23 protein-coding genes are annotated in these 22,971 nt (G+C 71.4%); 9 read left to right on the top strand and 14 right to left on the bottom strand.

Going from position 1 to position 22,971, the window contains the following annotated elements:
* Entirely contained in the window at positions 1-609 is a 609-nt protein-coding gene (locus KV394_RS11530) for a hypothetical protein (RefSeq protein ID WP_247981498.1), read from the top strand.
* A gap of 39 nt (positions 610-648) precedes the next feature.
* Here KV394_RS11530 and KV394_RS11525 read toward each other — a convergent pair whose 3' ends face one another.
* Genes KV394_RS11525 through KV394_RS11470 form a run of 12 tightly spaced genes read right to left on the bottom strand, consistent with a single transcriptional unit; the run spans position 649 to position 11,828 of the window.
* Complete coding sequence (locus KV394_RS11525; RefSeq protein WP_136029875.1) at positions 649-1,383, bottom strand: ABC transporter ATP-binding protein; 735 nt, start codon at positions 1,381-1,383, stop codon at positions 649-651.
* Positions 1,383-1,919 carry an NUDIX hydrolase gene (locus KV394_RS11520; protein WP_168387291.1) on the bottom strand — a complete coding sequence of 179 codons (537 nt, stop codon included), beginning with the start codon at positions 1,917-1,919 and terminating at the stop codon, positions 1,383-1,385. The genes KV394_RS11525 and KV394_RS11520 overlap by 1 nt, the downstream gene beginning before the upstream one ends.
* The gene (locus KV394_RS11515) at positions 1,916-3,022 is read right to left on the bottom strand and encodes a hypothetical protein (RefSeq protein ID WP_168387290.1); all 1,107 of its coding nucleotides are present in this window, start codon (positions 3,020-3,022) and stop codon (positions 1,916-1,918) included. Before KV394_RS11515 ends, KV394_RS11520 begins: the two co-directional genes overlap by 4 nt.
* A complete protein-coding gene (locus tag KV394_RS11510; protein WP_136029877.1) occupies positions 3,022-3,813 on the bottom strand; it encodes an ABC transporter permease in 792 nt (263 codons plus the stop codon). The genes KV394_RS11515 and KV394_RS11510 overlap by 1 nt, the downstream gene beginning before the upstream one ends.
* A 10-nt stretch (positions 3,814-3,823) precedes the next feature.
* The gene (gene glf, locus KV394_RS11505; RefSeq protein WP_136029879.1) at positions 3,824-4,960 is read right to left on the bottom strand and encodes a UDP-galactopyranose mutase; all 1,137 of its coding nucleotides are present in this window, start codon (positions 4,958-4,960) and stop codon (positions 3,824-3,826) included.
* A gap of 59 nt (positions 4,961-5,019) precedes the next feature.
* On the bottom strand, positions 5,020-6,330 hold the full coding sequence (locus KV394_RS11500; protein WP_136037057.1) for a nucleotide sugar dehydrogenase: 1,311 nt from the start codon (positions 6,328-6,330) through the stop codon (positions 5,020-5,022).
* A 49-nt stretch (positions 6,331-6,379) separates the two neighbouring features.
* Positions 6,380-7,444 carry a non-hydrolyzing UDP-N-acetylglucosamine 2-epimerase gene (wecB, locus tag KV394_RS11495; protein WP_136037056.1) on the bottom strand — a complete coding sequence of 355 codons (1,065 nt, stop codon included), beginning with the start codon at positions 7,442-7,444 and terminating at the stop codon, positions 6,380-6,382.
* A 28-nt stretch (positions 7,445-7,472) separates the two neighbouring features.
* Positions 7,473-8,651, bottom strand: coding sequence for a glycosyltransferase family protein (locus tag KV394_RS11490; RefSeq protein ID WP_247981497.1), 1,179 nt, complete (start codon positions 8,649-8,651; stop codon positions 7,473-7,475).
* Positions 8,644-9,816, bottom strand: a complete 1,173-nt coding sequence (locus KV394_RS11485) for a glycosyltransferase family 4 protein (protein ID WP_136046072.1) — start codon at positions 9,814-9,816, stop codon at positions 8,644-8,646. The genes KV394_RS11490 and KV394_RS11485 overlap by 8 nt, the downstream gene beginning before the upstream one ends.
* Positions 9,810-10,817, bottom strand: a complete 1,008-nt coding sequence (locus KV394_RS11480; protein ID WP_247981496.1) for a 3-oxoacyl-ACP synthase III family protein — start codon at positions 10,815-10,817, stop codon at positions 9,810-9,812. Before KV394_RS11480 ends, KV394_RS11485 begins: the two co-directional genes overlap by 7 nt.
* Before the next feature lie 26 nt (positions 10,818-10,843).
* Positions 10,844-11,611, bottom strand: a complete 768-nt coding sequence (locus tag KV394_RS11475; RefSeq protein ID WP_247981495.1) for an SDR family NAD(P)-dependent oxidoreductase — start codon at positions 11,609-11,611, stop codon at positions 10,844-10,846.
* Positions 11,604-11,828 carry an acyl carrier protein gene (locus KV394_RS11470; RefSeq protein ID WP_136029893.1) on the bottom strand — a complete coding sequence of 75 codons (225 nt, stop codon included), beginning with the start codon at positions 11,826-11,828 and terminating at the stop codon, positions 11,604-11,606. Before KV394_RS11470 ends, KV394_RS11475 begins: the two co-directional genes overlap by 8 nt.
* A gap of 66 nt (positions 11,829-11,894) precedes the next feature.
* Here KV394_RS11470 and KV394_RS11465 point away from each other — a divergent pair, with 66 nt between their 5' ends.
* Entirely contained in the window at positions 11,895-12,800 is a 906-nt protein-coding gene (locus KV394_RS11465; protein WP_136046075.1) for an LpxD N-terminal domain-containing protein, read from the top strand.
* 40 nt (positions 12,801-12,840) lie between these two features.
* Here the strand turns inward: KV394_RS11465 and KV394_RS11460 are convergent, their stop codons facing one another.
* Positions 12,841-13,515, bottom strand: a complete 675-nt coding sequence (locus KV394_RS11460; protein ID WP_136029897.1) for a GCN5 family acetyltransferase — start codon at positions 13,513-13,515, stop codon at positions 12,841-12,843.
* 148 nt (positions 13,516-13,663) lie between these two features.
* Here KV394_RS11460 and KV394_RS11455 point away from each other — a divergent pair, with 148 nt between their 5' ends.
* The 4 genes from KV394_RS11455 to KV394_RS11440 are packed head-to-tail and all read left to right on the top strand — an operon-like array spanning position 13,664 to position 18,467.
* Entirely contained in the window at positions 13,664-14,899 is a 1,236-nt protein-coding gene (locus tag KV394_RS11455) for a glycosyltransferase family protein (protein WP_247981494.1), read from the top strand.
* Entirely contained in the window at positions 14,883-16,058 is a 1,176-nt protein-coding gene (locus tag KV394_RS11450; RefSeq protein ID WP_136037049.1) for a glycosyltransferase, read from the top strand. Before KV394_RS11455 ends, KV394_RS11450 begins: the two co-directional genes overlap by 17 nt.
* Positions 16,055-17,245: a glycosyltransferase gene (locus KV394_RS11445; protein ID WP_247981493.1), complete on the top strand. Its 1,191-nt coding sequence runs from the start codon at positions 16,055-16,057 to the stop codon at positions 17,243-17,245. The genes KV394_RS11450 and KV394_RS11445 overlap by 4 nt, the downstream gene beginning before the upstream one ends.
* 1 nt (position 17,246) lies before the next feature.
* A complete protein-coding gene (locus KV394_RS11440; RefSeq protein WP_247981492.1) occupies positions 17,247-18,467 on the top strand; it encodes a glycosyltransferase family protein in 1,221 nt (406 codons plus the stop codon).
* Here the strand turns inward: KV394_RS11440 and KV394_RS11435 are convergent.
* Positions 18,459-19,607, bottom strand: coding sequence for an acyltransferase family protein (locus KV394_RS11435; RefSeq protein ID WP_136029907.1), 1,149 nt, complete (start codon positions 19,605-19,607; stop codon positions 18,459-18,461). The genes KV394_RS11440 and KV394_RS11435 overlap by 9 nt on opposite strands.
* A 98-nt stretch (positions 19,608-19,705) precedes the next feature.
* On the opposite strand from KV394_RS11435, the gene KV394_RS11430 reads away from it, so the two are divergent.
* Genes KV394_RS11430 through KV394_RS11420 form a run of 3 tightly spaced genes read left to right on the top strand, consistent with a single transcriptional unit; the run spans position 19,706 to position 22,954 of the window.
* Positions 19,706-20,761 (top strand): glycosyltransferase family 2 protein, encoded by a 1,056-nt coding sequence (locus KV394_RS11430; RefSeq protein WP_247981491.1) that lies wholly within the window; start codon positions 19,706-19,708, stop codon positions 20,759-20,761.
* A 25-nt stretch (positions 20,762-20,786) separates the two neighbouring features.
* The gene (locus KV394_RS11425) at positions 20,787-21,872 is read left to right on the top strand and encodes a glycosyltransferase (protein WP_247981490.1); all 1,086 of its coding nucleotides are present in this window, start codon (positions 20,787-20,789) and stop codon (positions 21,870-21,872) included.
* The gene (locus KV394_RS11420) at positions 21,869-22,954 is read left to right on the top strand and encodes a glycosyltransferase (RefSeq protein WP_247981489.1); all 1,086 of its coding nucleotides are present in this window, start codon (positions 21,869-21,871) and stop codon (positions 22,952-22,954) included. Before KV394_RS11425 ends, KV394_RS11420 begins: the two co-directional genes overlap by 4 nt.
* Positions 22,955-22,971: the final 17 nt, after the last annotated feature.

The raw sequence follows: 22,971 nt of genomic DNA, 5'->3' as shown, positions 1-22,971 counted from the left end.
GTGACCGATCCGCAGGAACCGCAGCCGGAGCTCCGCTGGGCCCCGCTTCCGCCCACCCCCGAGCGCAAGGGGCGGGTGTGGCTGATCGTCGGCCTCTCGGTGCTCGCCCTCGCGATCATCGGTGCCCTGCTGTTCTTCCTCCTGCCTCGCGGAGACGGCCCGACGCCCGGACCGAGCGCCTCGCCCTCGCCGAGCTCGACCCCCACGCCGACCGCGACGCCGACGCCCACGGCCACGCCGACGGCGGGCCCGCAGCCGAGCCAGACGCCGATCGTGACGCAGCCGCCGGTCGTCGACCCCACCGTGGAGGCTTTCCGCGGACAGGTCTCCGGGCCGCTGGCCGACGCGCTGCGCGGGCTCGACATCGTCGCGGGCGCGAGTGGTCAGGACGCGCTGCCCGTGGTGGACACGCTGCAGGAAGACGCGCGACGCCTGTCCGACCTCCCGGCACCGTCGTCGATCGCGGACAGCTGGCGCGACGGCACCGCCTCGTACACGCAGCGGCTCAGCGAGCTGCGGACGGCGATCACCGACGGCGGGAACACCGCCGGCGCGGTCGATGCCGCGCGCACGGCGGCGCAGAGCCTGCGGAGCCTCGTCGGCCTCTGAGCCCCGGCGACCTCGCCCCGACCGTGCGGGCGTGGCGGCTCAGACCGCGTAGTCGGCGTTGTAGCGGTCGAGCACCTCGCCGATCGGTGCGTCCAGCGCGAGCGCGCCCTTGTCGAGGTACAGCCCGCGCGTGCAGAACCGGCGCAGGTCGCGCTCGTTGTGGCTCACGAAGAACAGCGTGCGCCCCTCCGCGAGCAGCTCGTCGATGCGCTTGTAGCACTTGTCGCGGAACGCCTTGTCACCGACGGCGAGGACCTCGTCGACAAGGAGGATCGGCTCGTCGAGCTGCGATACGACAGAGAACGCCAGCCGCACCTTCATGCCGTTGGAGAGGTGCTTGTAGGGCGTCTCCTCGAAGCCGGCGAGCTCGGCGAACGCGATGATGTCGTCGTAGCGGCGCGAGACCTCGTCGCGCGACATGCCGTGGAGACCCGCGGTGAGACGCACGTTCTCCCGCACCGTCAGATCGCCGACGAAACCGCCGGTGATCTCGATGAGCGGCGCCACGCCTCCGTTGACATGCACCGACCCCTCATCGGGGAGCAGCACGCCGGCGACCAGGCGCAGCAGCGTCGACTTCCCCTGTCCGTTGCGGCCGACCACACCGATCGACTCCCCCGGCTGCACCGTGAACGAGACGTCGCGCAACGCCCAGAACTCGCCGGGGCGCGAACGGCGCGATGCCCCGCTGAACAGGTCCTTGAAGCTGCGCCGCCCCCTCCGGTTGCGGCGGAAACGGACGCCGAGCCCCTGTACCTCGATTGCCGCGGACATCACAGCTCCCCCCTCGATGAGAGGACGGCGATGGCCGCGAGCGTGTGGGCATCACGGATCGTCCCGTCCTGCACGGCATGCGCCAGTTCCGCGAGCGGCAGCCAGCGCCGGTCGGAGACTTCCCCGTCCGGCACGGTCGCCGGCGCGTCCTGGTCGATGCGGCACTCCACGACAGCGACCTCCTGAGGGAAGATCGACGAGTCGGTCACGTACGTTCCCAGCACCTGCGGGTCGCGGCCGCGCAGGCCGGTCTCCTCCCGCAGCTCTCTGAGGGCGGTCTCGACGGCCGTCTCACCGGCTTCGCCGGCCCCGCGAGGGAGCTCCCAGAGCTCGGCCCCCGCGGCTTCCCGGGCGCTCAGCACGAGCAGCAGCCGATCCGCGTCGCGGGCCACGATCACCGCTCCTGCTCGCCCGTCGGAGACGACGAGGCGGTGGTGCGTGTAGGCGGACCCGTCGGCGGCGCGCCGCGCGGCGGCCTCGAGCCGCACCGGGAGCCCGTCGGAGCTCGCGTACACCGGGGTGAATCCATCGGTCATGAGCGCGCTCCCCTGTGCAGGACGAACCGTGCCTGCGGATCGCGGACGAGAAGCTCCCGGAGGGCACCGAGCGAGTCGAAGGGCACGGTCGTGGCGATGGCGCCGACGAAGGCCACCCAGGTCCAGACGTTGTCCACGGAGCCGAGCCCGAGGCCGGGCACGGCGAGGGCGACCACGCAGAGCGCGATGACGAGCTTCGCGATCGACGTCAGCAGCACGAAGCCCCGCGACGACACGGCCGTCACCTGGGTGGCCGCAAAAGCGAGCCCGCGCATGCGCGACCACGTCGGCCGCTCGCGCAGGCGGTGCCGCTGACGATGAGAGGCGTCCCAGGCGACCGCGATCGTGGCGGGGGTGGACTCCCGCGCCCACGCGACCAGCGTCGTCGACAGCGGCAGCTCCACGTCGTGCGCGGCGCGAGCGAGGTGCCCGTCGGCCTCGGCGCCGAACGTCACCCAGTCCGCTCCCGCGTTCTCCGCGATCATGCGCAGGTACGCGTCGCCCCACCAGCGACGCACCGCCTCCCGATCGGCCTCCGCGAGCGGGAGCGCCTCGATGCGCTGCCACGCCACGCTGCGGAACCGTACCTCGTCGAGTCGCGCGTCGGCGATCACGCGCAGCGCCTCCGGCGACGAGGCCGGCGGGGTGCCCGTGCGCAAGGGTGCGTCGCCACCCGTCTGCTGCTCGTACCGGATGATCCCCGTCTCGACGAACCGCAGCCATTCGTCCCACCCGCGGCGGACCTCCGCCGGAATCCCGACCGCACCGCGCAGAGCGGGAAGCGACCAGTGGAACGCGTCGTTCGCGAGCCGAGCATCCAGACCTTCGCGCAGCGTCGGGTGCACGCCCGTGATCGTGAGGGGATACCGTCCCGGCGTCGCGCCGAGCTCCCGCATGACACCGTCCGGACCCAGCGTCAGGAAGTACGCCCCGTCGAGCAGCATGGCGTCGGTCACCAGGATCTCGCTGGAGACGAGCATGCCGATCCGGAGCATCCCCGTCAGCTCGGTGATCGCCTCCCGCGCATCGGCAGCCCCGTCGAAGAGCGCCGCCTGGGCGGGCGCGTCGAGCTCAGCGATGAGCACGCGTGCAGCCGCAGACATCACAGTTCCTTCAGCACCGGGCGCTCGAGGCTCCGGAACGTCCACACGCCGAGCGCCAGGATGACCACGCACATCACGACGCTCACGATCACCGGCATCGGGTCCCACAGATCGGGGAAGAAGCCCACGCGGTAGAGCGTGAAGATCCCGGCGAGCGGGTTGAACGCCCCGATCACGTCGAAGGGCGCCGGGAGGTCTTCGAAGCTGTAGATGACGGGCGAGGCGTAGAACAGCGCGCGGAGGATCAGCGCCGTCGTCCGCTCCAGATCCGTGTACAGCACGCACAGCGGCGCGACCAGCAGACCGAGCCCGACCAGCAGCATGATCTGCAGGAGGAGCGCGACCGGGAACCACAGCAGCATCACGTTCACCGTGGCTCCGCTGAACACCGCGAACAGCACCAGCACGGGGATCGAGAACAGGAACTCGATGCCCTTGCTCAGCACGATGCGGTTGACCCAGATCGATCGCGGGATCGCCGTCGAGCGCACGAGACGCGAATCCTTCTTGAACGCCCTCGTGAAATCCGACACCGAGGTGTTGAACCACACCCACGGCAGCAGCGCCACGATGAGGAACACGATGTACGGGTCCTCGCCCACGCTCCGATGGAACACCTGCGTGAACACGAACCAGTAGATGGCGCTCATCACCAGCGGATCGAGCACCGACCACAGGTAGCCGAGGGCGCTCGTCGCGTACCGCACCTTCAGGTCGCGGGCGGACAGCAGCCACAGCGAATGCAGATAGCGCCGGGGCGTCCCGGGCGCCCCGACAGCAGCGTGACTCACGGTTCCGAGTCTAGGAGAGAGTGTTGTTCCAGAGCGACAGCGCCGACCCGATGGCCATGTGCATGTCGAGGTACTGGTACGTTCCCAGACGCCCGCCGAAGTGCACGTCCTTCTCGCCCTTCGCCAGCTCGCGGTAGGCCAGCAGCCCCTCGCGGTCGGTCGGCGTGTTCACCGGGTAGTACGGCTCGTCCTCGCGCTCGGCGAAGCGGGAGAACTCGCGCATGATGACGGTCTTGTCGGAGTCGTAGACGTCTTTGCGCTCCGGGTGGAAGTGCTTGAACTCGTGGATGCGCGTGTAGGGCACGTCCATGTCGGGGTAGTTCATGACGCTGGTGCCCTGGAAGTCGCGGACGTTCAGCACCTCCTGCTCGAAGTCGAGCGTGCGCCAGCTCAGGGCGCCCTCCGCGTAGTCGAAGTAGCGGTCGACCGGCCCCGTGTAGACCACGGGCACCTGGCCGACGGTCGCCCTCTTGTTCAGCGGCTGCGCCTCGTCGAAGTAGTCGACGCCGAGCTTCACCTCGATGCGGGGGTGGTCCGCCATGCGCTCGAGCCACGCGGTGTACCCGTCGGTCGGCAGGCCCTCCCACGTGTCGTTGAAGTAGCGGTTGTCGTACGTGTAGCGCACGGGCAGGCGGCTGATGATGTCGCCGGACAGCTTCTGCGGGTCGGTCTGCCACTGCTTGGCGGTGTAGTCGCGGAAGAACGCCTCGAACAGCGGACGGCCGACGAGCGCGATGCCCTTCTCCTCGAAGTTCGCGGCGGACTTCACGTCGAACTCCCCCGCCTGCTCCTTCACCAGAGCCCGCGCCTGGTCCGGCGTGTAGGCCGCCTGGAAGAACTGGTTGATCGTGCCCAGGTTCACCGGCATCGGGAACACCGTTCCCTTGTGGGTCGTGTAGACCCGGTGCACGTAGTTCGTGAAGGTGGTGAAGCGGTTGACGTACTCCCACACGGTCGCGTTCGACGTGTGGAACAGGTGCGCCCCGTAGCGGTGCACCTCGATCCCCGTCTCGGGTTCCGCCTCACTGTAGGCGTTGCCGCCGATGTGGGGGCGGCGGTCGATGACGGTCACCTTGCGGCCGGCTTCCGCGGCACGCTCAGCGATGGTGAGGCCGAAGAAACCCGACCCGACGACGAGAAGATCCATGCCTCAATCGTATCGGCGCGCGGCTGGGAGCTTCAGCCGCAGCGCCCGGTCGCGGGTCGTCAGACCGTGGCGGAGGCGCGGCCGGCGCCGACGACCATGCGCGGCGTGCCGGCCCAGGCCTCCGCGTCGGTCACGGCGCGGCCGTCGACCAGGAGCCGCACGCCCGGCAGCTGGACGGGACGGAGCGTGCGGTACTCGGCGTGATCGGTCTGCACGATCGCGAGGTCGACGCCCTCCCCGAGCGCGTAGGGCTCGAGTCCCAGGGCGCGCAGCTCGTCGTCCGTGTACAGGGGGTCGTGCACGCGCACCTCGGCGCCGCGGCGTCGCAGTGCCTCGACGGTGGGGAAGACACCGGAGAACGCGGTCTCCTTCACCCCGCCGCGGTACGCCGCGCCCAGCACGACCGCCCGGAGTCCGGACAGGTCGCCGAGCATGCCCTCGGCCTGAGCCACCAGGCGCTCTGGCATCGACTCGTTGAACTCGCGCGCCGTGCGCACGATGTCGGCGTCGGGGTCGGTCGACAGGTACAGCTTGGGGTAGACCGGGATGCAGTGGCCGCCCACCGCGATGCCGGGGCGGTGGATGTGACTGAAGACCTGCGAGTTGCACGCCTCGATCACCTGGTACACGTCGATGCCGTTGGCACCCGCGAAGAGGGCGAACTGGTTCGCCAGGCCGATGTTCACGTCGCGGTAGGTGGTCTCGGCGAGCTTGGCCATCTCGGCCGCCTCGGCGCTCTGCAGGTCCCACACCCCGTTCGTGCGCGGCAGGTCGGGACGCTCGTCGAAGTCGAGCACCGACTCGTAGAACGCGACGGCCCGGCGGGCCCCCTCGTCGGAGAGCGCGCCGATCAGCTTGGGGTACTTGCGCAGGTCGGCGAAGATCCGCCCCGAGAACACCCGCTCCGGGGAGAACACCACGTGGAAGTCCTCCCCCTCGCGCAGCCCCGAGACCTCCTCGAGCAGGGGCTTCCAGCGGCCGCGCGTCACCCCGACCGGCAGCGTGGTCTCGTACGACACCAGCGTGCCGGGGGTCAGGTGCTCGGCGAGCGAGCGGGTGGCCGCGTCCATCCACCCGAACTCGGGCTCCGCGGTCTCCTCGTTCACGAACAGCGGCACGACCACGACCACGGCATCAGCCCCGGGGATCGCCTCCGCGTAGTCGGTCGTCGCCCGCAGCCGTCCGGCCTCGAGCGCCGCCGTCAGCTTCTCCTGCAGCTGCGCCTCGCCGGGGAACGGCTCGACGCCCCGGTTGACGCTGTCGACGAGGGCCGCATTGACGTCGACCCCGACCACGTCGTGTCCCTTGCTGGCGAACTGGACGGCGAGGGGCAGGCCGATCTTTCCGAGGGCCACGACGGCGATACGCATGGGTTCGAGTATATTCCGGCGCGGGTACCCGGCTCCTCGCGGGTGAGCCTCAGCGACGCTCGGACAGCACCGCGATCACGCGCTCGGCGGCGTGCCCGTCGCCGTACGGTGCCGCGTCCGTGGCCGCCGGTCGAGGACGCGTCACGGCCGCCGCGATCTCCTCGCGCGTGTTCGCGAGCACGTTCCAGCCCAGCTCCACCGTCTCGACCCACTCCGTCTCGGTGCGCACGGTCGTGCACGGCACGCGCAGCAGGAACGCCTCCTTCTGCAGGCCGCCCGAGTCGGTCACCACACCGGCACTCGCGGCCGCGGCCGCGATCAGGTCGGGGTAGGCGAGCGGCGGGCGGGAGGTGAGCGAGCCGCGGTCGAGGTCGATGCCGTGCGCGGCCGCCTTGGCCACCACGCGCGGGTGGGCCAGCAGCACGACGGGACGGTCGAGCCCCGCCAGGGCCTCGACCACCTGCCGCAGCCGCGCCGGGTCGTCGGTGTTCTCGGCGCGGTGGATCGTCGCCAGGTAGTACTCCCCCTCGGCGGCGTCCAGGCGCTCCCCCTCGTCGGCGGCACGCCGGGCGACACGGTCGCGCACGTCGAACAGCACATCGGTCATCACATCGCCCACCAGCACGGTGCGCTCGGCCAGCCCTTCGCGCGTGAGGTGGTCGACGGCGACCTGCGTCGGTGCGAGAAGAAGGTCGGCGGCATGGTCGGTCAGCACGCGGTTGTGCTCCTCCGGCATGCGACGGTTGAAGCTGCGCAGCCCCGCCTCCAGGTGCGCCACCGGGATGTGCAGTTTGACCGCGCTCAGCGCCGCCGCCACCGTCGAGTTCGTGTCGCCGTACACCAGCACCCAGTCGGGGCGGTGCTCGTCGAACACCGCGTCGAGGGCGCCCAGCATCGCACCGGTCTGCACGCCGTGCGAGCCGCTGCCCACGCCGAGGTGCACGTCGGGGGCGCCGATCCCCAGATCCTCGAAGAACACGTCAGACAGCAGCGGGTCGTAGTGCTGTCCGGTGTGCACGATCACGTGCTCCACCCCGGCCGCGCGGGCGGCATGGTGGATCGGGGCGAGCTTGACGAACTGGGGGCGCGCGCCGACGACGCTGACGATCTTCACGAGCATCTACTCTACGGAGCCCGGCGGCTCACGCGTCGAGGAACGGCCGCAGCGTCTCCGCCGACATCGTCCCGTCGTGCACCGCGCGCACGAACGCCGGCCCCTCGGCGGCTCGCGTCGCAGAGCGCGCGCGATTCGCGGCGACCTCGCGCAGCACGCCCTCCAGTTCCGTTGCCCTGGCCTGCACCACGGGCAGCTCGTGTCCGCTGGCCGCGCGCACCGCCTCACGGGTGTCGTCCGACACATGGCTGACCACCAGGCGACCGGCCGCCAGCGCCTCGCAGACCGCGACGCCGTAGGCCCCGGCGAGGAACTGGTCGAGGACGACGTCGGCGCCGCCGTACAGCTCCGGCATCCGCTCGGCGGGGACGCCCCTGACCTCGGTGTACTCGATGAGCCCCTCGGCCTCGAGCCGCTGCACGGCTGCGGCGATGCGGTCGCTGCCCTTCAGGCCGGCGCTCGACGGGGCATGCACGACGCGCAGTGGCCCGTCGCCGGAGAGCGCAGGGCGGTCCCCCGCCGCGGCCCAGGATCGCGGATCCACCACGACGGGGAGCCAGGTGGCACCCGGCGCGAACGGCAGCAGATCCGGAGTCGAGACGAACACGGGCACCCCGGCGGCCTCTGCGAAGCGCGCGTGCCGCTCGGCGATCTCCTCGAGCACGGCTGTCCCGGCATAGCGATCACCGTGGAAGGGCGAGTCCGGCTCGCGCGCGGCGTGCGCACTCGGGAGACGGATGTCGCTCCCGTGCCACACGAGCGCCACGCGGACCCCCGCCGTCTGCAGCTCTCGCACCAGCTCCAGCGGGTCGCCGTCGAGCTCGGAGAGGTGCCGCCCGGATTCGATCAGCACGTGCGTGAAGCCGTGGAGGATCGCGTGGTGCTGCGCCCGGCGCCAGCGAGCGTTGCCGACCAGTGCCGTCGCGGGGATGAGGTGATCGGCGTGGAACCCGAACACGTCGTCGCCCCCGCGGAACATGGCGCTGGCTGCGGCGACGCCGGGCAGCGTCTCGGCCGCCCGCGCCCACGCGTACCCCTGCCCCGCCGAGTTCACCGGCGCGATGAGCAGTCGCCGCGGGGCGTCGCTGGCCACGGTGACACCGGTCTCGCGGAACTGGCGCACGTGCCCGGGGAGCACATACCCCGCGATCGACGAGGGCACCAGCTTCTGCGCGAGGCGATACGCCCGCGCCCCGAGGTCAGGCACGGCCCGCCGAGCCGGCGACGATCTCCTCCACGGCCCGCGCCCACACCTCGACCTGCCGCTCCGCGGAGAGCGCATCGGCCGCCCGCATCGCGGCCTGCTTGAACCCGTCGACGCGCTCGGGGGTGAGCGCGTCGATGGTCGCGGCGATCGATGCCTCGTCGAAGCCGTCCGTGACGACGCCGAGGCCATGGTCGCGCACGATGCGCGCCATCTCGACCGACGGGCCGACCACGATGCCGAGGCGCGCCTGGACGTAGTCGAAGAACTTGTTCGGCAGTGCCATCACGTTGTTGGTGCTCACCGGCTGCAGGATGTGGATGCCGAGGTCGTACTCGTTGAGCGTCTCGATGAGCACGGACTGCGGCACGGGGTCGTGCACCGTGATCCGCGGCCCCAGCTCCTCGGCGAGCGCCACGAACTCGGAGCGCGTCTTCTCGGGCTGCCACGTGAGGTAGAGGTCGAAGGTGACCTCGACCGGGGACGCCGCCACCGCACGCATGATCTCGCCGAGGCTGCGCTCGTGGAATGGGTTGCCGCTGTGCACGAGCCGGATCGCGGAACCCACGGGACGGTACGGGAGGTCGCGCAGGTGTGTCGAGTTCGTCACCACCCCGGGCTGGAGGCCGTACTCGTGGTACCGCTTGGCGATCTCGCCGCCGACCGTCGTGGACGAGTGCGCCTGCGACACCAGGTGCTTCGTCATCCACGACCAGTAGCGCTGGTGCCGACGGCCGAGCGGCGTGTCCTCGAAGCCCATGTCCGGGAAGAACTCGTGCAGGTCGGCGTGCACGCGGTCGGCGCCGAAGAGCCGGCACGCGACGCCCACGGTCTCGGCGTCGTTGGCGATCACCGCGTCGAAACGCCGCCCGCGCAACAGGTGGATGGTCTCGAGCACACCGGGCGACTGGAAGTACATCCGGCGGAACCCCTCGGTCCGCCGCGCGAACTCGTCGCGCACCCTGGTCACGATGTCCTGCTTGGGCGGGAGGTCGCCACGGATCTCGACGTGCGTGACGCCGGGGTGCGGCGACGGGCCGGGCGAGCACGTCGTCACGTCGTACTCGTCGACGAAGCGGCGGACCTGCTTGATGACGCGCGGGTCACCGTCGATCGGCACGAAGGACAGGATGAGGAGCGTCGGGCGCGGGGCGGAGGCGCTCACCACGTCGCGACCAGCCCACCCCAGGAGAGACCGACACCGAAGCCGAGGAGCATCACGCGCATGCCGGGCACCAGGGCGCCCTGGCGTTCGGCGTCGGCGAGCGCGATCGGGATGGTGGACGACACCGTGTTGCCGGACTCGGCGAGCGACACGAAGAACTTCTCGGCGGGCACCTTGAGCTTCTTGCGCAGGTGCTCGAGCATGAAGGCGTTCGCCTGGTGGAACACGAACAGGTCGATGTCGTTCTGCTCCAGCTGCGCCTTGGCGAGGATCTCCTCGACCGTCTCCGGCACCACGCGGAGGGTGAAGTTGAAGATGTCGGGGCCGTCCATGTACAGGTCGTAGCCCGAGGCGACGAGCTCCCGCACGGCCGTGTCGGCCTTCGGCTGGAGTGCGGCGCCCGCGCGCAGCCCGCCGTTCGGGACGATGAGGCTCTTGCCGCCCGAGCCGTCCGTGCCGTAGGTCATGGCGGTGAGCGAGGTGTCGGAGCCGTCCGCGGTCACGAGGGTCGCTGCCGCGCCGTCGCCGAAGATCGTGCGCACGGACTTGTCGGCCGGGTTGATGAACTTCGTGTACGTGTCGGCCGTGACGACCAGGACCTTCGCCGCCTGGCCCGACTCGATCAGGCCCTTGGCGAGGCCCAGGGCGTAGATGTAGCCGGAGCAGCCGAGCGTGATGTCGGTCGCGCCCGCCGAGGTCGGGATGCCCAGGGCGTCCTGCACGATGCAGGCGGTCGAGGGGAGGTAGTAGTCGGGGCTCTGCGTGCAGAGGATCACGTAGTCGATCGACTGGGGGTCGATGCCGTCGCGCTCGAACAGACGTCGTGCTGCCGCGATGGCCAGGTCGGACGAGAACTCGTCGGGACCGGAGATGTGGCGGCGGTCGATCCCGGTCTTGCCGGAGATCTTCTCGACGCTCCACTCCGGGAACTCTCGGGAGAGATCCTCATTGCTGAGGACGGCCTCGGGCAGGTAGTAGTCGACGGCAGCGATGCGGGCACCCATGCCCCCAGTCTACGGGCCGGGAGCGGTCACCTCGCGGTGTACCCGCCGTCCACCACCATCACCGAACCGGTGACCCAGCGCGAGACCGGGGAGAGCAGATACAGCGCCGCCCCCGCCACGTCTTCCACGGTGCCGAGGCCGAGCGGGTGCGCCGCCTCGATCTCGTCCCAGGCCGCGGCACCCACCGAGGCGCGCAGCCGTTCGGTCAGCGCGGTCTCGACGATCCCGGCGGCGATGCTGTTGACGCGCACACCCTCCCGCGCCAGCTCGAGCGCGAGCGACTTGCCGAGGGATGCGACGGCGGCCTTGCTCGCCGCGTACGCGCTCACTCCTGCTTCCCCGACCAGGCCGACCGCCGACGACAGCAGGACGATGCTCGACGACTCGGCGCGCACCTTGGGGTGACGGAACGCCTTGGCGAGCATCAGCGCGCTCGTGACGTTGATGTCGAACACGGCCGAGGTCTGATCGGCCGTCGCGATCCGCAGCGGAGCGGTCACGTGGACGCCCGCCGCGTGCACCAGGCCGTCGAGCGGTCCGAGCTCGGCGGCGATCCCGCGCAGCAGCGCCGCGACGCCCGCGTGGTCGGTCAGGTCGAACGGCGCCAGCAGGTGCCCCTCGCCCGCGAGCAGGCCGCGGGTCTCCTCCAGCTCGGCCTCGCGGCGTCCGATCAGCGCGACCCGGGCGCCCTGACGCGAGAGGTCGATCGCGGTCTGCCGACCGATGCCCGAGGTTGCGCCGGTGACGACGACCGCGCGGCCGTCGAGGTGCAGGTAGTCGGAGGTCTCAGGCACCGGCACGGGTGAGTGCGTGCAGGTCGGAGACGGTCTTCGCGTTCGCGAGCTCGTCCGCATCGATCGTCACGCCGATCGCCTCGTCGACCTCCGCGATGAAGCTGATGTTCGCGAGCGAGTCCCAGCCCACCGCGTCCAGCTCATCGGTCAGTGCGACCTCGTCCACCTCGACCTCGAGGATCTCCGCCACCAGCTCCAGAAGCGCCTTCTCATCCATGCGTCGATCATATCCGCCGCCCCTCGCACCGCCGGGGCGCCCCGCCGTTCGCAGTAGGGTCGGAGCATGAACGCGCCCCACGTCACCGCCTCCGCCCTCGCCCAGCAGCTGTCGGGCGAACTCGTCGGCACGGATCGCTCCGTCACGGGTCTCGCCCCGCTCGGCGAGGCCGGCGAGGGAGACCTGACGTTCGTGGTCGATCCGGTGGCGGCGGCGGCCGCTGCCGCGAAGGCGCTGGAGGCCGGAGCCGTGCTCCTCGCCCCCGCGACCCTCCCCGACGACGCCCGTTCGGGGACGGCGGTGCTGGTGGAGAACCCGCGTGCCGCCTTCGCCCTGGCCGTCGCCGAGCACTTCGCCCGCAAGCCCGTTCCCGGGATCGCACCGACCGCCCGCGTCGACCCGACCGCCGAGGTGCACCCCGGCGCCCATATCGGGGAGTACACCGTCGTCCGCGCCGGCGCCGTGATCGCCGACGGCGCCGAGATCCGCGATCACGTGGTGATCGGGCACGACGTCCGCATCGGGGCGCACGCTCTCATCAAGAGCCACGCCGTGATCGGCGAGGAGGGCTTCGGCATGGAGCGCGACGCCGACGGCGACAACATCCGCATCCCGCACCTCGGCTCGGTCGTCATCGAGGACCACGTCGAGGTCGGCAACTTCACCACGGTCTGCTCCGGCACCATCGCCCCGACCCGCGTCGGCGATCACACCAAGATCGACGACCACGTGCACGTGGCCCACAACTGCCGAATCGGCCGCAACGTGATCATCACGGCCTGCGCGGAGATCTCCGGCAGCGTCGTGATCGAGGACGACGCCTGGATCGGCCCCAACGCCTCCGTCATCCAGGGCGTCACGCTCGGCCGCAACTCCCTGCTCGGCATCGGTGCGGTCGCGGTGAAGTCGGTGCCCGACGACGAGATCCGCATCGGCAACCCCGCCCGGCGGCTCGGCGACAACAAGCGCTGAGCCGGGGCGGCCGGCTGCGGACTCCGTCGTTCCGGCCGGATCAGTAGTTCTCGGCCGGAACCTTCTCGAACCACCAGAACGGGTGGGTGAGCACCTGCACCACGGGCACCTTGCCGACCCACTCGGCGAAGTGACCCTCACGCCAGTTGCCGCTGCTGTCGCTCAGATACTTCATGTTCGGCATCATGAACCGCGGCTCGTAGGCGTGGTAGCGCACCGTGTCGGACCAGCGGTCGAGGAGCTCCGCCGCGAACTCGAATCCGCCCAGTCGCGCCGGCTCGTGCAGGCTGAACCCGCCGACCGGTCGGCCGACCGCCGTCTCGAAGACCGTGCGCTGACGCTCGGCCCACTCGAAGTTGTCACCGCCGAGCACCTCGCCGATGCCGCCCTCGAGGTGCAGCTGGACCTCGTGCCCCAGCTCCTCCATCTCGCGGATCATCATGAGCGACGGCAGACTCATCAGGCTGTAGCCGCGGGCGTGCACGCGCAGGAAGATGCTCGACGAGCACCCGGCCTCCGCGTCGACCCGCGCGACGCGCATGGCCTGCTCGATGCTGTTGTCGATGTCGTGCCGGAGGATGAGGTGCTTCTCCTGCGGGGCATCGAGGTACTTGTCGAAGCTCGTGACGGCGTACCCGTCGTCGAGATAGGCGTGAAGCGTCTCCGCATAGTCCTTGAGCGAGAAGCCCTTCTTGCCCGGCTCTGACGAGGCCATCGATCCCACCGTTCCATTCGGTCCCGGTCCACCGGAACGGGACCGCGGCAACCCCGCCCATGATAGTCGCCCGCCGTCGGACCGCCGTTGCGCCCCCTCGGTATACTGACGGGATGAGTTCCTGTCCCCCGGAGAATGCACGCACGACGTGAACCGGAACAGACTCCCCCGGTGGGTCAACGCCACGATCGACCGCATCGCCGACTCCCCCACCAGCCCCCTCGGGCGGATCGCCGCCCGCCGCTACGGGAAGCCCGTCCCCGCAGCCGTCGGCACGACCGCGTTCGACGACCGACCCGTCCGCGTCCTCATCGCGCCGGTCAACTACTCCGGCCAGGCGTTCGCGTGGAGCAGGGCCCTGGAGCGCCGCTCGCCGCGCATCTCGGCGCGCACCATGGCCATCGAGGTCCCCGGCGGCTTCGACTACCCGTCCGACCTGCTCGTGCCGATCCCGACCTACCACAACGACACCGCGTGGCAGCGTGACCAGTTCGCCGCGGCGACCACGGCCACGCACGTGCTGATCGAGGCGGAGGAGCCACCCTTCGGTCGCCTCCTCGGTCGCTCGGTGGCCGCGCAGGCGGCAGCGCTCGGCACGCGCGGCGTGGACGTGGCCTACCTCGCCCACGGCACCGACGTGCGGCTGCCGTCGCGGCACATGCGCGACCACCCGTGGTCGCACTACGCCGACCCCGAGATCTACGCCGCGCGAGACGAGGTGGTCGCGGCGCGCAACATCGCATTCCTGGAGCGCAGCGGACGCCCCGTGTTCGTCTCCACCCCCGACCTGCGCGAAGACCTCCCCACCGCACGGTGGCTCCCGGTGGCCGTCGACGTCGCCCGCTGGGAGCGACCGCGGACGGCGCGCACGCCCGGCGCGCGTCTCCGGGTCGCCCACGCCCCGTCGGTGTCCGTGATCAAGGGCACGCACCTCATCCGCGACACGCTCGAGCGGCTGCAGGCGGAGGGGGTCATCGAGCTCGATCTGATCCAGGGCGTGCCGACCGCGCAGATGCCCGACCGCTTCGCCGCGGCCGACGTGGTGATCGATCAGCTGCGCATCGGCTCCTACGGCGTGGCGGCGTGCGAGGCCCTCGCGTCCGGCTGCATCGTCGTCGGGCACCTGAGCGAGCGGGTGCGCGCGACCGTCCGTGAGGAGACCGGGCTGGAGCCGCCCATCGTCGAGGCCACGCCCGACACGATCGAGGGCGTCCTGCGCGAGCTCGCCGCACACGACGGCCTCGACGCCCTCCGCGCCACCGGCGACACGTTCGTCCGCGCCGTCCACGACGGCCGTCGCTCCGCCGCCGTGCTCGACGAAGCCTGGCTGCATGCCACCGCCCCTGATCCGCACGAGGAGGACACCGATGCATCCCCGCGTTGAAGCCGCCTGGAAGCTCGTCCCGAAGCCGGTGCAGGACGCGATCGCGTCGACCGTCGACCGGGCGAAGGGCGTGACCCCGCCCCCGCCGCCGCTGCCCGACCTCTCCCGTCCGATCCGGATGCTGGTGGGACCGGTGAACTACGCCGGCCAGGGGTACCGGTGGTCGCGCGCGGCCGAGTCGACGGGCGAGGTGTCCGCGGTCAACTACGTGCACGCGGGCAACAACCTCCTGCAGTACCCCGCCGACTACACCGTGACCTGGCGCACCGCCGAACACTCCCGCGCATGGCAGCGCTCGATGCTCGACGCGATCGCGACGAACTACACGCACGTGCTCATCGAGGCGTGCTTCCCCATCCTCGGCGGGATGTTCTCCGGCGACCTGCGCCGTCAGACCGCACTGCTGCAGGAGCGTGGTGTGCGCGTGGGCATCGTCGGCCACGGCACCGACGTGCGACTGCCGTCGACCCACCTGGAGTCGACGCCGTGGTCGCTGTTCGTCGACAGCGAGGACTGGGTGCCCTTCGACCTCGCGGAGAAGGCCGTGGCCGACAACCTCGCGGCGATCGCCGACCTCGACGTGCCCACGTTCGTCTCGACCGCCGGCCTGCTCGTCGACCTTCCCCGCGCGCACTTCCTCGGCGTGGTGATCGACCAGGAGCAGTGGATCAACGACGAGCCGCTCCTGGAGCGCGAGCGCATCCGCGTCATCCACGCGCCCACCAACGCGCACGTCAAGGGCACGCCGCTCATCGTCCCCGTGGCGCAGAAGCTGCACGACGAGGGGCTCATCGAGTTCATCCAGCTGGACCGCGTCCCCAACCACGAGATGCCGGCCGTGGTCGCGTCCGCCGACGTCGTGCTCGACCAGTTCCGGGTCGGCGACTACGGTGTCGCGGCGTGCGAGAGCATGACCGCCGGGCGGGTGGTGCTCGCCCACGTCACGGAGCAGGCCCGGCGTGAGGTGGAGGGGCACGCGGGCATGACCCTGCCGATCCCGGAGACCACACCGGACACGCTCGAACACATGCTGCGCGACATCGCCGTGCGACGGGACCACTACCGCGGGATCGCCGCAACCGGGAGGGAGTTCGTCCGACGCGTGCACAACGGCGACTTCTCCCGCGCGCAGCTGATGACGCACTTCCTCTCCGCATGAGCATGCGCCTCGCGATCGTCTCGCGCATCTACCGCCCCGAGCCCTCCGCGGCGTCGTCGTTCCTCGGCGCCGTCGCCGACGAGGCGGTGGCCCGCGGGCACCGCGTCACCGTGCTCACCGTGCGACCGCCGCGCGGCCTCGACGAGGGAGCACCCGTCGAAGACGTGCGCATGGCCCCCGTGCTGCGCGACCGCAGCGGCTACGTGCGCGGCTACCTCCCGTACGCCAGCTTCGACGTCCCCCTGTTCTTCCGGCTGCTGTTCCTGCGGCGCCCCGACGTGGTCTTCATGGAGCCGCCGCCCACCACGGGGTTCGTGGTGCGGCTCGTGTGCGCGCTGCGGCGCATCCCCTACGTGTACGACGCCGCCGACGTCTGGTCCGATGCCGCGGAGCAGGTGACCTCGTCGCGCCTGGTGATCCGCGTGCTGCGCGCGACCGAGCGTTTCGCGATGCGGGGAGCGCGGCGCATCGTCACGATCTCCCAGGGCGTGCTCGACCGGATCGCCGCGCTCGGCGTGGGCCGACCGGCCGTCGTGACCGGGTTCGGGGCGGACACCGGTGCCTTCCTCCCCCCGGCCGACGCCGAGGCGGAGGCGCCGACCGAACCCGTGTTCCTGTACGCCGGCACCTACTCGCACTGGCACGGCGCCGACATCGCCGTCGACGGGTTCGCCGCGTTCAGCCGCAGCACCCCCGGGTACACCCTGCGCTTCATCGGCAACGGCAGCGAGCGCGCCTTCCTGGAGCAGCGGGCCCGCGAGCTCGGGGTCGCCGACTCCGTGGAGTTCGTCGAGACCATGCCCAGCAGCGAGCTGGTCCCGCATCTGCACCGCGCCGTCGCGACCATCGCCACCCAGCGCCCCGGCACCGGCTACGAGTACGCGTTCGCCACGAAGGCATACTCGTCGATGGCCGCCGGATGCCCCGTCATCTTCGCCGGCCCGCCGAACGGACCCACCGGCGCCTACCTCGACCAGGCGAACCTGGAGGTGCGCGGCGGCATCGTCAGCGGCTACGCCGCCGAGTCGGTCGCGGTGGCCATGGCGGCCCTCGCGGCCCGCCCGCTGAGCGCGGCGGAGCGGCGGAGCGTCGCCGACTGGACGGCGGAACGGCACTCGATGGCCGCGGTCGCCGGCCGCGTCGTCGACGTGATCGAGTCGGTCGGCCAGACGAGGGACGGACGCTGAGATGCGCGCGCGGCTGAACGCGATCGCCGGCTGGATCATCCGGCACCGCTCCCGACTGCCCCGCTGGGTCAACCGCGCCCTCGACTCGGCGGCGCGCGACCCGGACGGCCTGATCGGTCGGCTGGCGCATCGCGCGCTCGGCGGCGGCGACGCCCCGGTGGCCGACGTGCCGGATGCCGCGGTGCGGGTCTTCATCGGCCCGACGAACTACTCGGGCCAGGGGTATCGCTGGGCGCGCGCGCTGGAGCAGGCGGACCCGGAGCTCGCCGCCCGCAACATGGAGGAGGTCCTGCCCGGCGGGCTCTCCTTCCCCGCGGACGTCCCGGTCCCGATCTCCTCCACCTCGTCCACCGAATGGCAGCAGTCCGAGTGGGAGGCCGTCAGCCGGTTCTCGCACGTGCTGATCGAGGCGGAGCGCCCGCTGTTCGGCCGCCTGTTCGACCGGCAAGTCCGCGCGGAGGTCGCGGCGCTGGAGGAGGCGGGGGTGTCCGTCGCGTACCTGTGCCACGGCACCGACATCCGCAGCCCCCGCGACCATGCGCTGCGCACCCCGTGGTCGCCGTACCCCGACGATCCGCGCACCGCCGTGCTGCAGGCCGATGCGGACGCCAACCTCGCACTGCTGACGGAACTGCGTCGCCCGACGTTCGTGTCCACACCCGACCTGCTGCACGATGTTCCGTGGGCGACGTGGTGTCCCGTGGTCGTCGACACCGCGCGGTTCCGGGCGCGGCGCCCCGCCATGGACCGCGACCGGGTGCGGGTGATCCACTCCTCCACCTCCTTCGTGCAGAAGGGCAGTCACCTGATCGAGCCCGCCCTCGCCTCCCTCATCGCGAGCGGTGACATCGACTACGAGCTCGTGACCGGCGTCGCCGCCGACCGGATGCCCGAGGTGCTGAGCGACGCCGACATCGTGCTCGACCAGTTCCGCGCCGGCTCCTACGGAGTCGCGGCCTGCGAGGCCATGGCGACGGGTCGCGTGGTGGTCGGACACGTGCTGCCCGAGGTGCGCCGCGCCATCGAGGCGGAGGTGGGACTGCCGCTGCCGATCGTCGAGGCCACGCCGGACACCCTCGGCGAGGTGGTCGCCGGACTGATCTCCGACCGTGAGGCAGCGGCCGCCGCAGCCGCGGCGGGGCCGGTGTTCGTCGAGGCCGTGCACTCCGGGCGCCGGAGCGCCGCGGTCCTGCTCGACGGCTGGATCCGCGCCTCAGGCTGACGCGACCGCCTCTCGCGTGCGGCGGCGCGCGTCCCGGTCGTCCTTCCAGCGGCGCATGCGCTTCTCCAGCGTGCGCTCGACGAACGTGTGGAGGGCCCATGCGGCCACCAGGTCGACCACGAACAGGGCGGCGAACCAGAGCAGGTTGCTCCACGACGCGGGCTGGTAGCCGAAGACGCGCAGCGCCACGTAGATGAACGTCGCGTGCACGAGGTAGAAGGCGAACGACCACTCACCCAGCCGCACCTGCCACTTCGACGCGAACCACAGCCGTCCGCCGCGCAGTGCATGCACGGCGAGCGAGACGATCGCGATGCCGCACGCGACCGTGAACAGCTCGTTGAGCATGCCACTGATCGCCGGGGTCACGCTCCAGGTCGGGATGAACCGCCCGGAGGCGTAGTGCGCCAGAATCACCGCCACGGGAGCGGCCACGCCGATGAGCGGGTGGATGCGCGGTCGCCAGCCGGAGCGGATGGCCCACGCGAGCGCCATGCCCAGCACGAACTCCGGAAGCCGCTGCACGGGCACCGGGAGCGCGGCGAGTCCGAGGTCCGGGGCGAACAGGACCACCGCGCGGTACACGAACGCGTAGGCGACGACACCGACCGCCAGCAGCAGGGCCCCGCGCTTGGCCATCGGCACCAGTACCCGGGAGATCCACGGGTGCAGCGCATAGAAGAAGGCCTCGCAGGTGAGCGTCCACGCGGCCGGGTTGCCGGAGAAGAGGATGGCGGGGTTGGACCACCAGGCCTGGATCACGACGACCGACAGCAGGAGGATGCCGAGGTCGAACGGCTTCAGAAAGCTCCCCTCCGGAACCGGCGCCAACGTGTAGAACACGGGGATCGCGATCAGGAGCGCCACCATGTGCGATGGCCAGATGCGTGCGAAGCGACGCCAGTAGAACGTCGAGGTGGGCACGTTCGGCCGCGCCGACCACGTGAGCACGAAACCGGAGAGCACGAAGAAGAACGTCACGCCGAGATAGCCGTTCAGCAGCACCGACTGCACCGAACCCGGCAGGGGTGCGAACACATTCATGTGGTACAGGAAGACCGCGAACGCTGCCCACCAGCGCAGCCCGGTGAGCGAGTCCAGCCGCTGCGTGGGCTGAGCGAGGGTGGAGGCGGAGTGCACGCGACGAGACTCTCTGATCGAGGACAGGGCTCCGGAAAGGATACAGTGCCGACCCCCGCGCCCCGTCCGTCCGCAACGCCCGCGATAGGATCGACGACATGCCGTCGCCCGACGTGGACGTGGTCATCCCCGTGCACACGCCCGCTCGTCCCATCCGCCGCGCGGTCTCCTCCGTGCTCGACACGACCGCCGCCGTGCGGGTCACCGTGGTCGCGCACAACACCGATCCCGAGGCGATCTCCGCCAACCTCGGCGACCTGGGCACGCGGCCCGAGGTGCGCGTCGTGTCCCTGCAGGACGGCATCCCCTCCCCCGCCGGGCCGATGAACCACGGCATCGCGCTGGCCGAGGCCCCGTACTTCTCGGTCATGGGCTCGGACGACGAGCTGGAGCCGGGGGCACTCGACTCCTGGCTCGCGGTCGCCCGCTCGACCGGCGCGACCACCGTCATCCCGCGCGTGCGCGTGGACGAGGCGGCCGAGCCGACACCGCCGCGACGTCGCGGACGGGTGCGGGAGCTCGACGTCGACAAGGACCGCCTCAGCTACCGCTGCATGCCGCTCGGCCTCATCGACCGGACGCGCTTCCCCGACCTGCGCTTCACCCCGGGCCTCGAGTCCGGCGAGGACCTCGAGTTCACCGCGGAGCTGTGGTTCACCGGCGCGCACATCGCCTACGACCGTACGGGCCCGGCGTACGTCGGCCACGACGATGCGGTCGACCGTGTGACCCGCACCGTCCGACCCCTGTCGGCCGACTTCGCGTTTCTCGACATCGTCGCCGCCAAGCCCTGGTACCGGGCTGCCTCGCGCTCGGCGCGCCGGGGGTTCGGCGTGAAGAACCTCCGCGTGCACCTCATGGATGCCGTCGCCTCCCGGCTGGACGCCCCGGGCGGGATCGCCGCCTACCGCGCCGAACTGCTCGACACCGCCGCGGCGATCGAGCGGATGTCCCCCGGCGCGACCGCGCTGCTGTGCCGCGCGGACCGGAAGGTGCTCCGAGAGCTCGAGACGAGCGCGCCGTCGGCCGACCGGATCCGCGCCCTCCTCTCGACCCGCTGGGGCGGCGGGCTCGATGCGCGGCTCACGGCGAACCCGTTCCTCGCCCTGCACCGGCACGCCCCGTACCGGACCCTGCGCGACATGATGGCGTAGGCCTCCGCGGTAGCATCGATCCGGTATGGAATCCCCACTTGTCGACGTCACGATCGCCGTCCACTCCGCCACCCGGCCCATCGCGCGCGCCGTCGCCTCGGTCATCGAAGGCACGACCGCTCCGGTGCGCGTGAACGTGGTGGCACACAACATCGACCAGGAGATCATCCGCACGAACCTCGGCACCTGGGCGGAGCACCCGGCCGTCCGGCTGCTCTCCCTCCGCGACGGCATCCCGTCGCCCGCCGGCCCGATGAACCTCGGCATGGCGGAGGCCACGGCGCGTTTCCACACCCTGCTCGGCTCCGACGACGAGTTCGCCCCTGGCGCGATCGACTCGTGGCTGGCGCTGCAGCGCGCGACGGACGCCGACGTCGTGATCGGTCGCATCCGCCTGGTGACCGGAGGCCCCGACCCGTACCCGCCCGTGCGCCGCGGACGCCGCACGACCGGCCTGAGCGCCGACCGCGACCGCCTGCACTACCGCAGCGCGCCCCTCGGCCTCATCGACCGCGAGCGCTTCGGCGACCTGCGCTTCACCGAGGGCCTCACGTCCGGCGAGGACCTGCCGTACACCTCTGAGCTGTGGATCACGGCGACGAGCATCGCCTACGACCTCTACGGCCCCCCGTACGTGGGCCACGACGACGCGGACGACCGCGTCACCTCCGCTCCGCGCGACGTGGCGGCCGACTTCGCGTTCCTCCGCGTGATCGAGGAGGCGGACTGGTTCGCGGCCGCCTCGACCGCCGACCGCCGCGCCCTGGCCGTCAAGCTGCTCCGCATCCACTTCTTCGACGCCGTGGCCGCGCGCCTGGAGACCCCGGGCATCGCCGCGGTCGCCGCCGAGCTCCTCGCCGTGGTCGACCGCGTCAGCGCCTGGGCCCCCGGAGTGCTGTCGGTGCTGTCGATCGCCGACCGCCGGGTCATGGACGAGCTGCGCCGCGGGACGCCCGATCCCGAGCGCACCCGCGCGCTGCTCGGCCGTCGGTGGATCTACCTCTCCCCCGCCGCTCAGCTCCCCCGGAACCCGTTCCTGGCGCTGCACCGGCACGCCCCCTTCCGCACGCTCGCCGCGGGCGCCCGATCGCAGCGGGTGGGGCAGCTGTGACCGCGTCGCCCCTAGTCGACGTCACGATCGCCGTCCACTCCGCCACCCGACCGATCCGTCGTGCGGTGGCCTCGGTGCTCGACGCCACCGCCGCTCCGGTGCGCGTGCTGGTGGTGGCGCACAACATCGATCCCGCCGTGATCCGCGGCAACCTCGGCGAGTACGCGGAGGACGAGCGCGTGGCCCTGCTCGAGCTGCAGGACGGCATCCGCTCGCCGGCCGGACCGATGAACCTCGGCTTCGCGTCGTCCACCGCCCCGTTCATCGCGCTGCTCGGTTCCGACGACGAGTTCGCGCCCGGCGCGCTGGACTCCTGGCTGCGCATCCAGCGCGAGACCGGGGCGAGCGCCGTGATCCCGAAGATCACGCTCGTCGGGCGCCACAACAACCCGCTTCCTCCCGTGCGGAACGGACGCCGCTCGCGGCGGCTCGACGCCGCGAAGGACCGCCTCTTCTACCGCAGCGCGCCGCTCGGCCTCATCGACCGCGAACGGTTCGGGCACCTGCGCTTCACCGAGGGCCTGTCGTCCGGAGAGGACATCGCCCTGACCGGAGAGCTGTGGTTCCGCGGGCGCGACCTCGCCGTCGACATCGACGGCCCCGCGTACGTCGGGCACGAGGACGAGGGCGACCGCGTCACGTTCACAGCGCGCCCGGTGCGCGAGGACTTCGCCTTCCTCGAAGGCCTCGAAGCCGCGCCCTGGTTCCGCGCCCTCGGCCGCCGCGCCCGCACCGCAGCGGTCGTCAAGCTGCTGCGCATCCAGTTCCTCAGCGCGATCGGCGTCCGGGCGACGACGACGCCGGAGCTGGTCACGCACCAGGCCGAGCTGCGGGAGACCCTGGACCGACTCGTGGCCCTGGCCCCCGGGGCCCTGCGGCTGCTCTCGCGGGTCGACCACCGCATCATCGACGAGACCTTCTCGGCAGCGCCCGACGTGGAGCGGATCCGCATCCTCGCGAACGACCGCTGGAACCAGCGGTCACTGGGGGCGCTGCTCACGCCCAACCCGCTGTTCTCCCTGCACCCGCAGGCGATGGCACGGCTGTTCTACGCCGCGAACCGCACCGACCGGATCGTCTGACCGACCCGGTCGGGCGG

The organism is Microbacterium sufflavum (assembly GCF_023101165.1).
Lineage (GTDB): Bacteria > Actinomycetota > Actinomycetes > Actinomycetales > Microbacteriaceae > Microbacterium > Microbacterium sufflavum.
The sequence above is the reverse complement of the archived record's forward strand: the minus strand, read 5'-3'. Positions and strand labels throughout refer to the sequence as shown.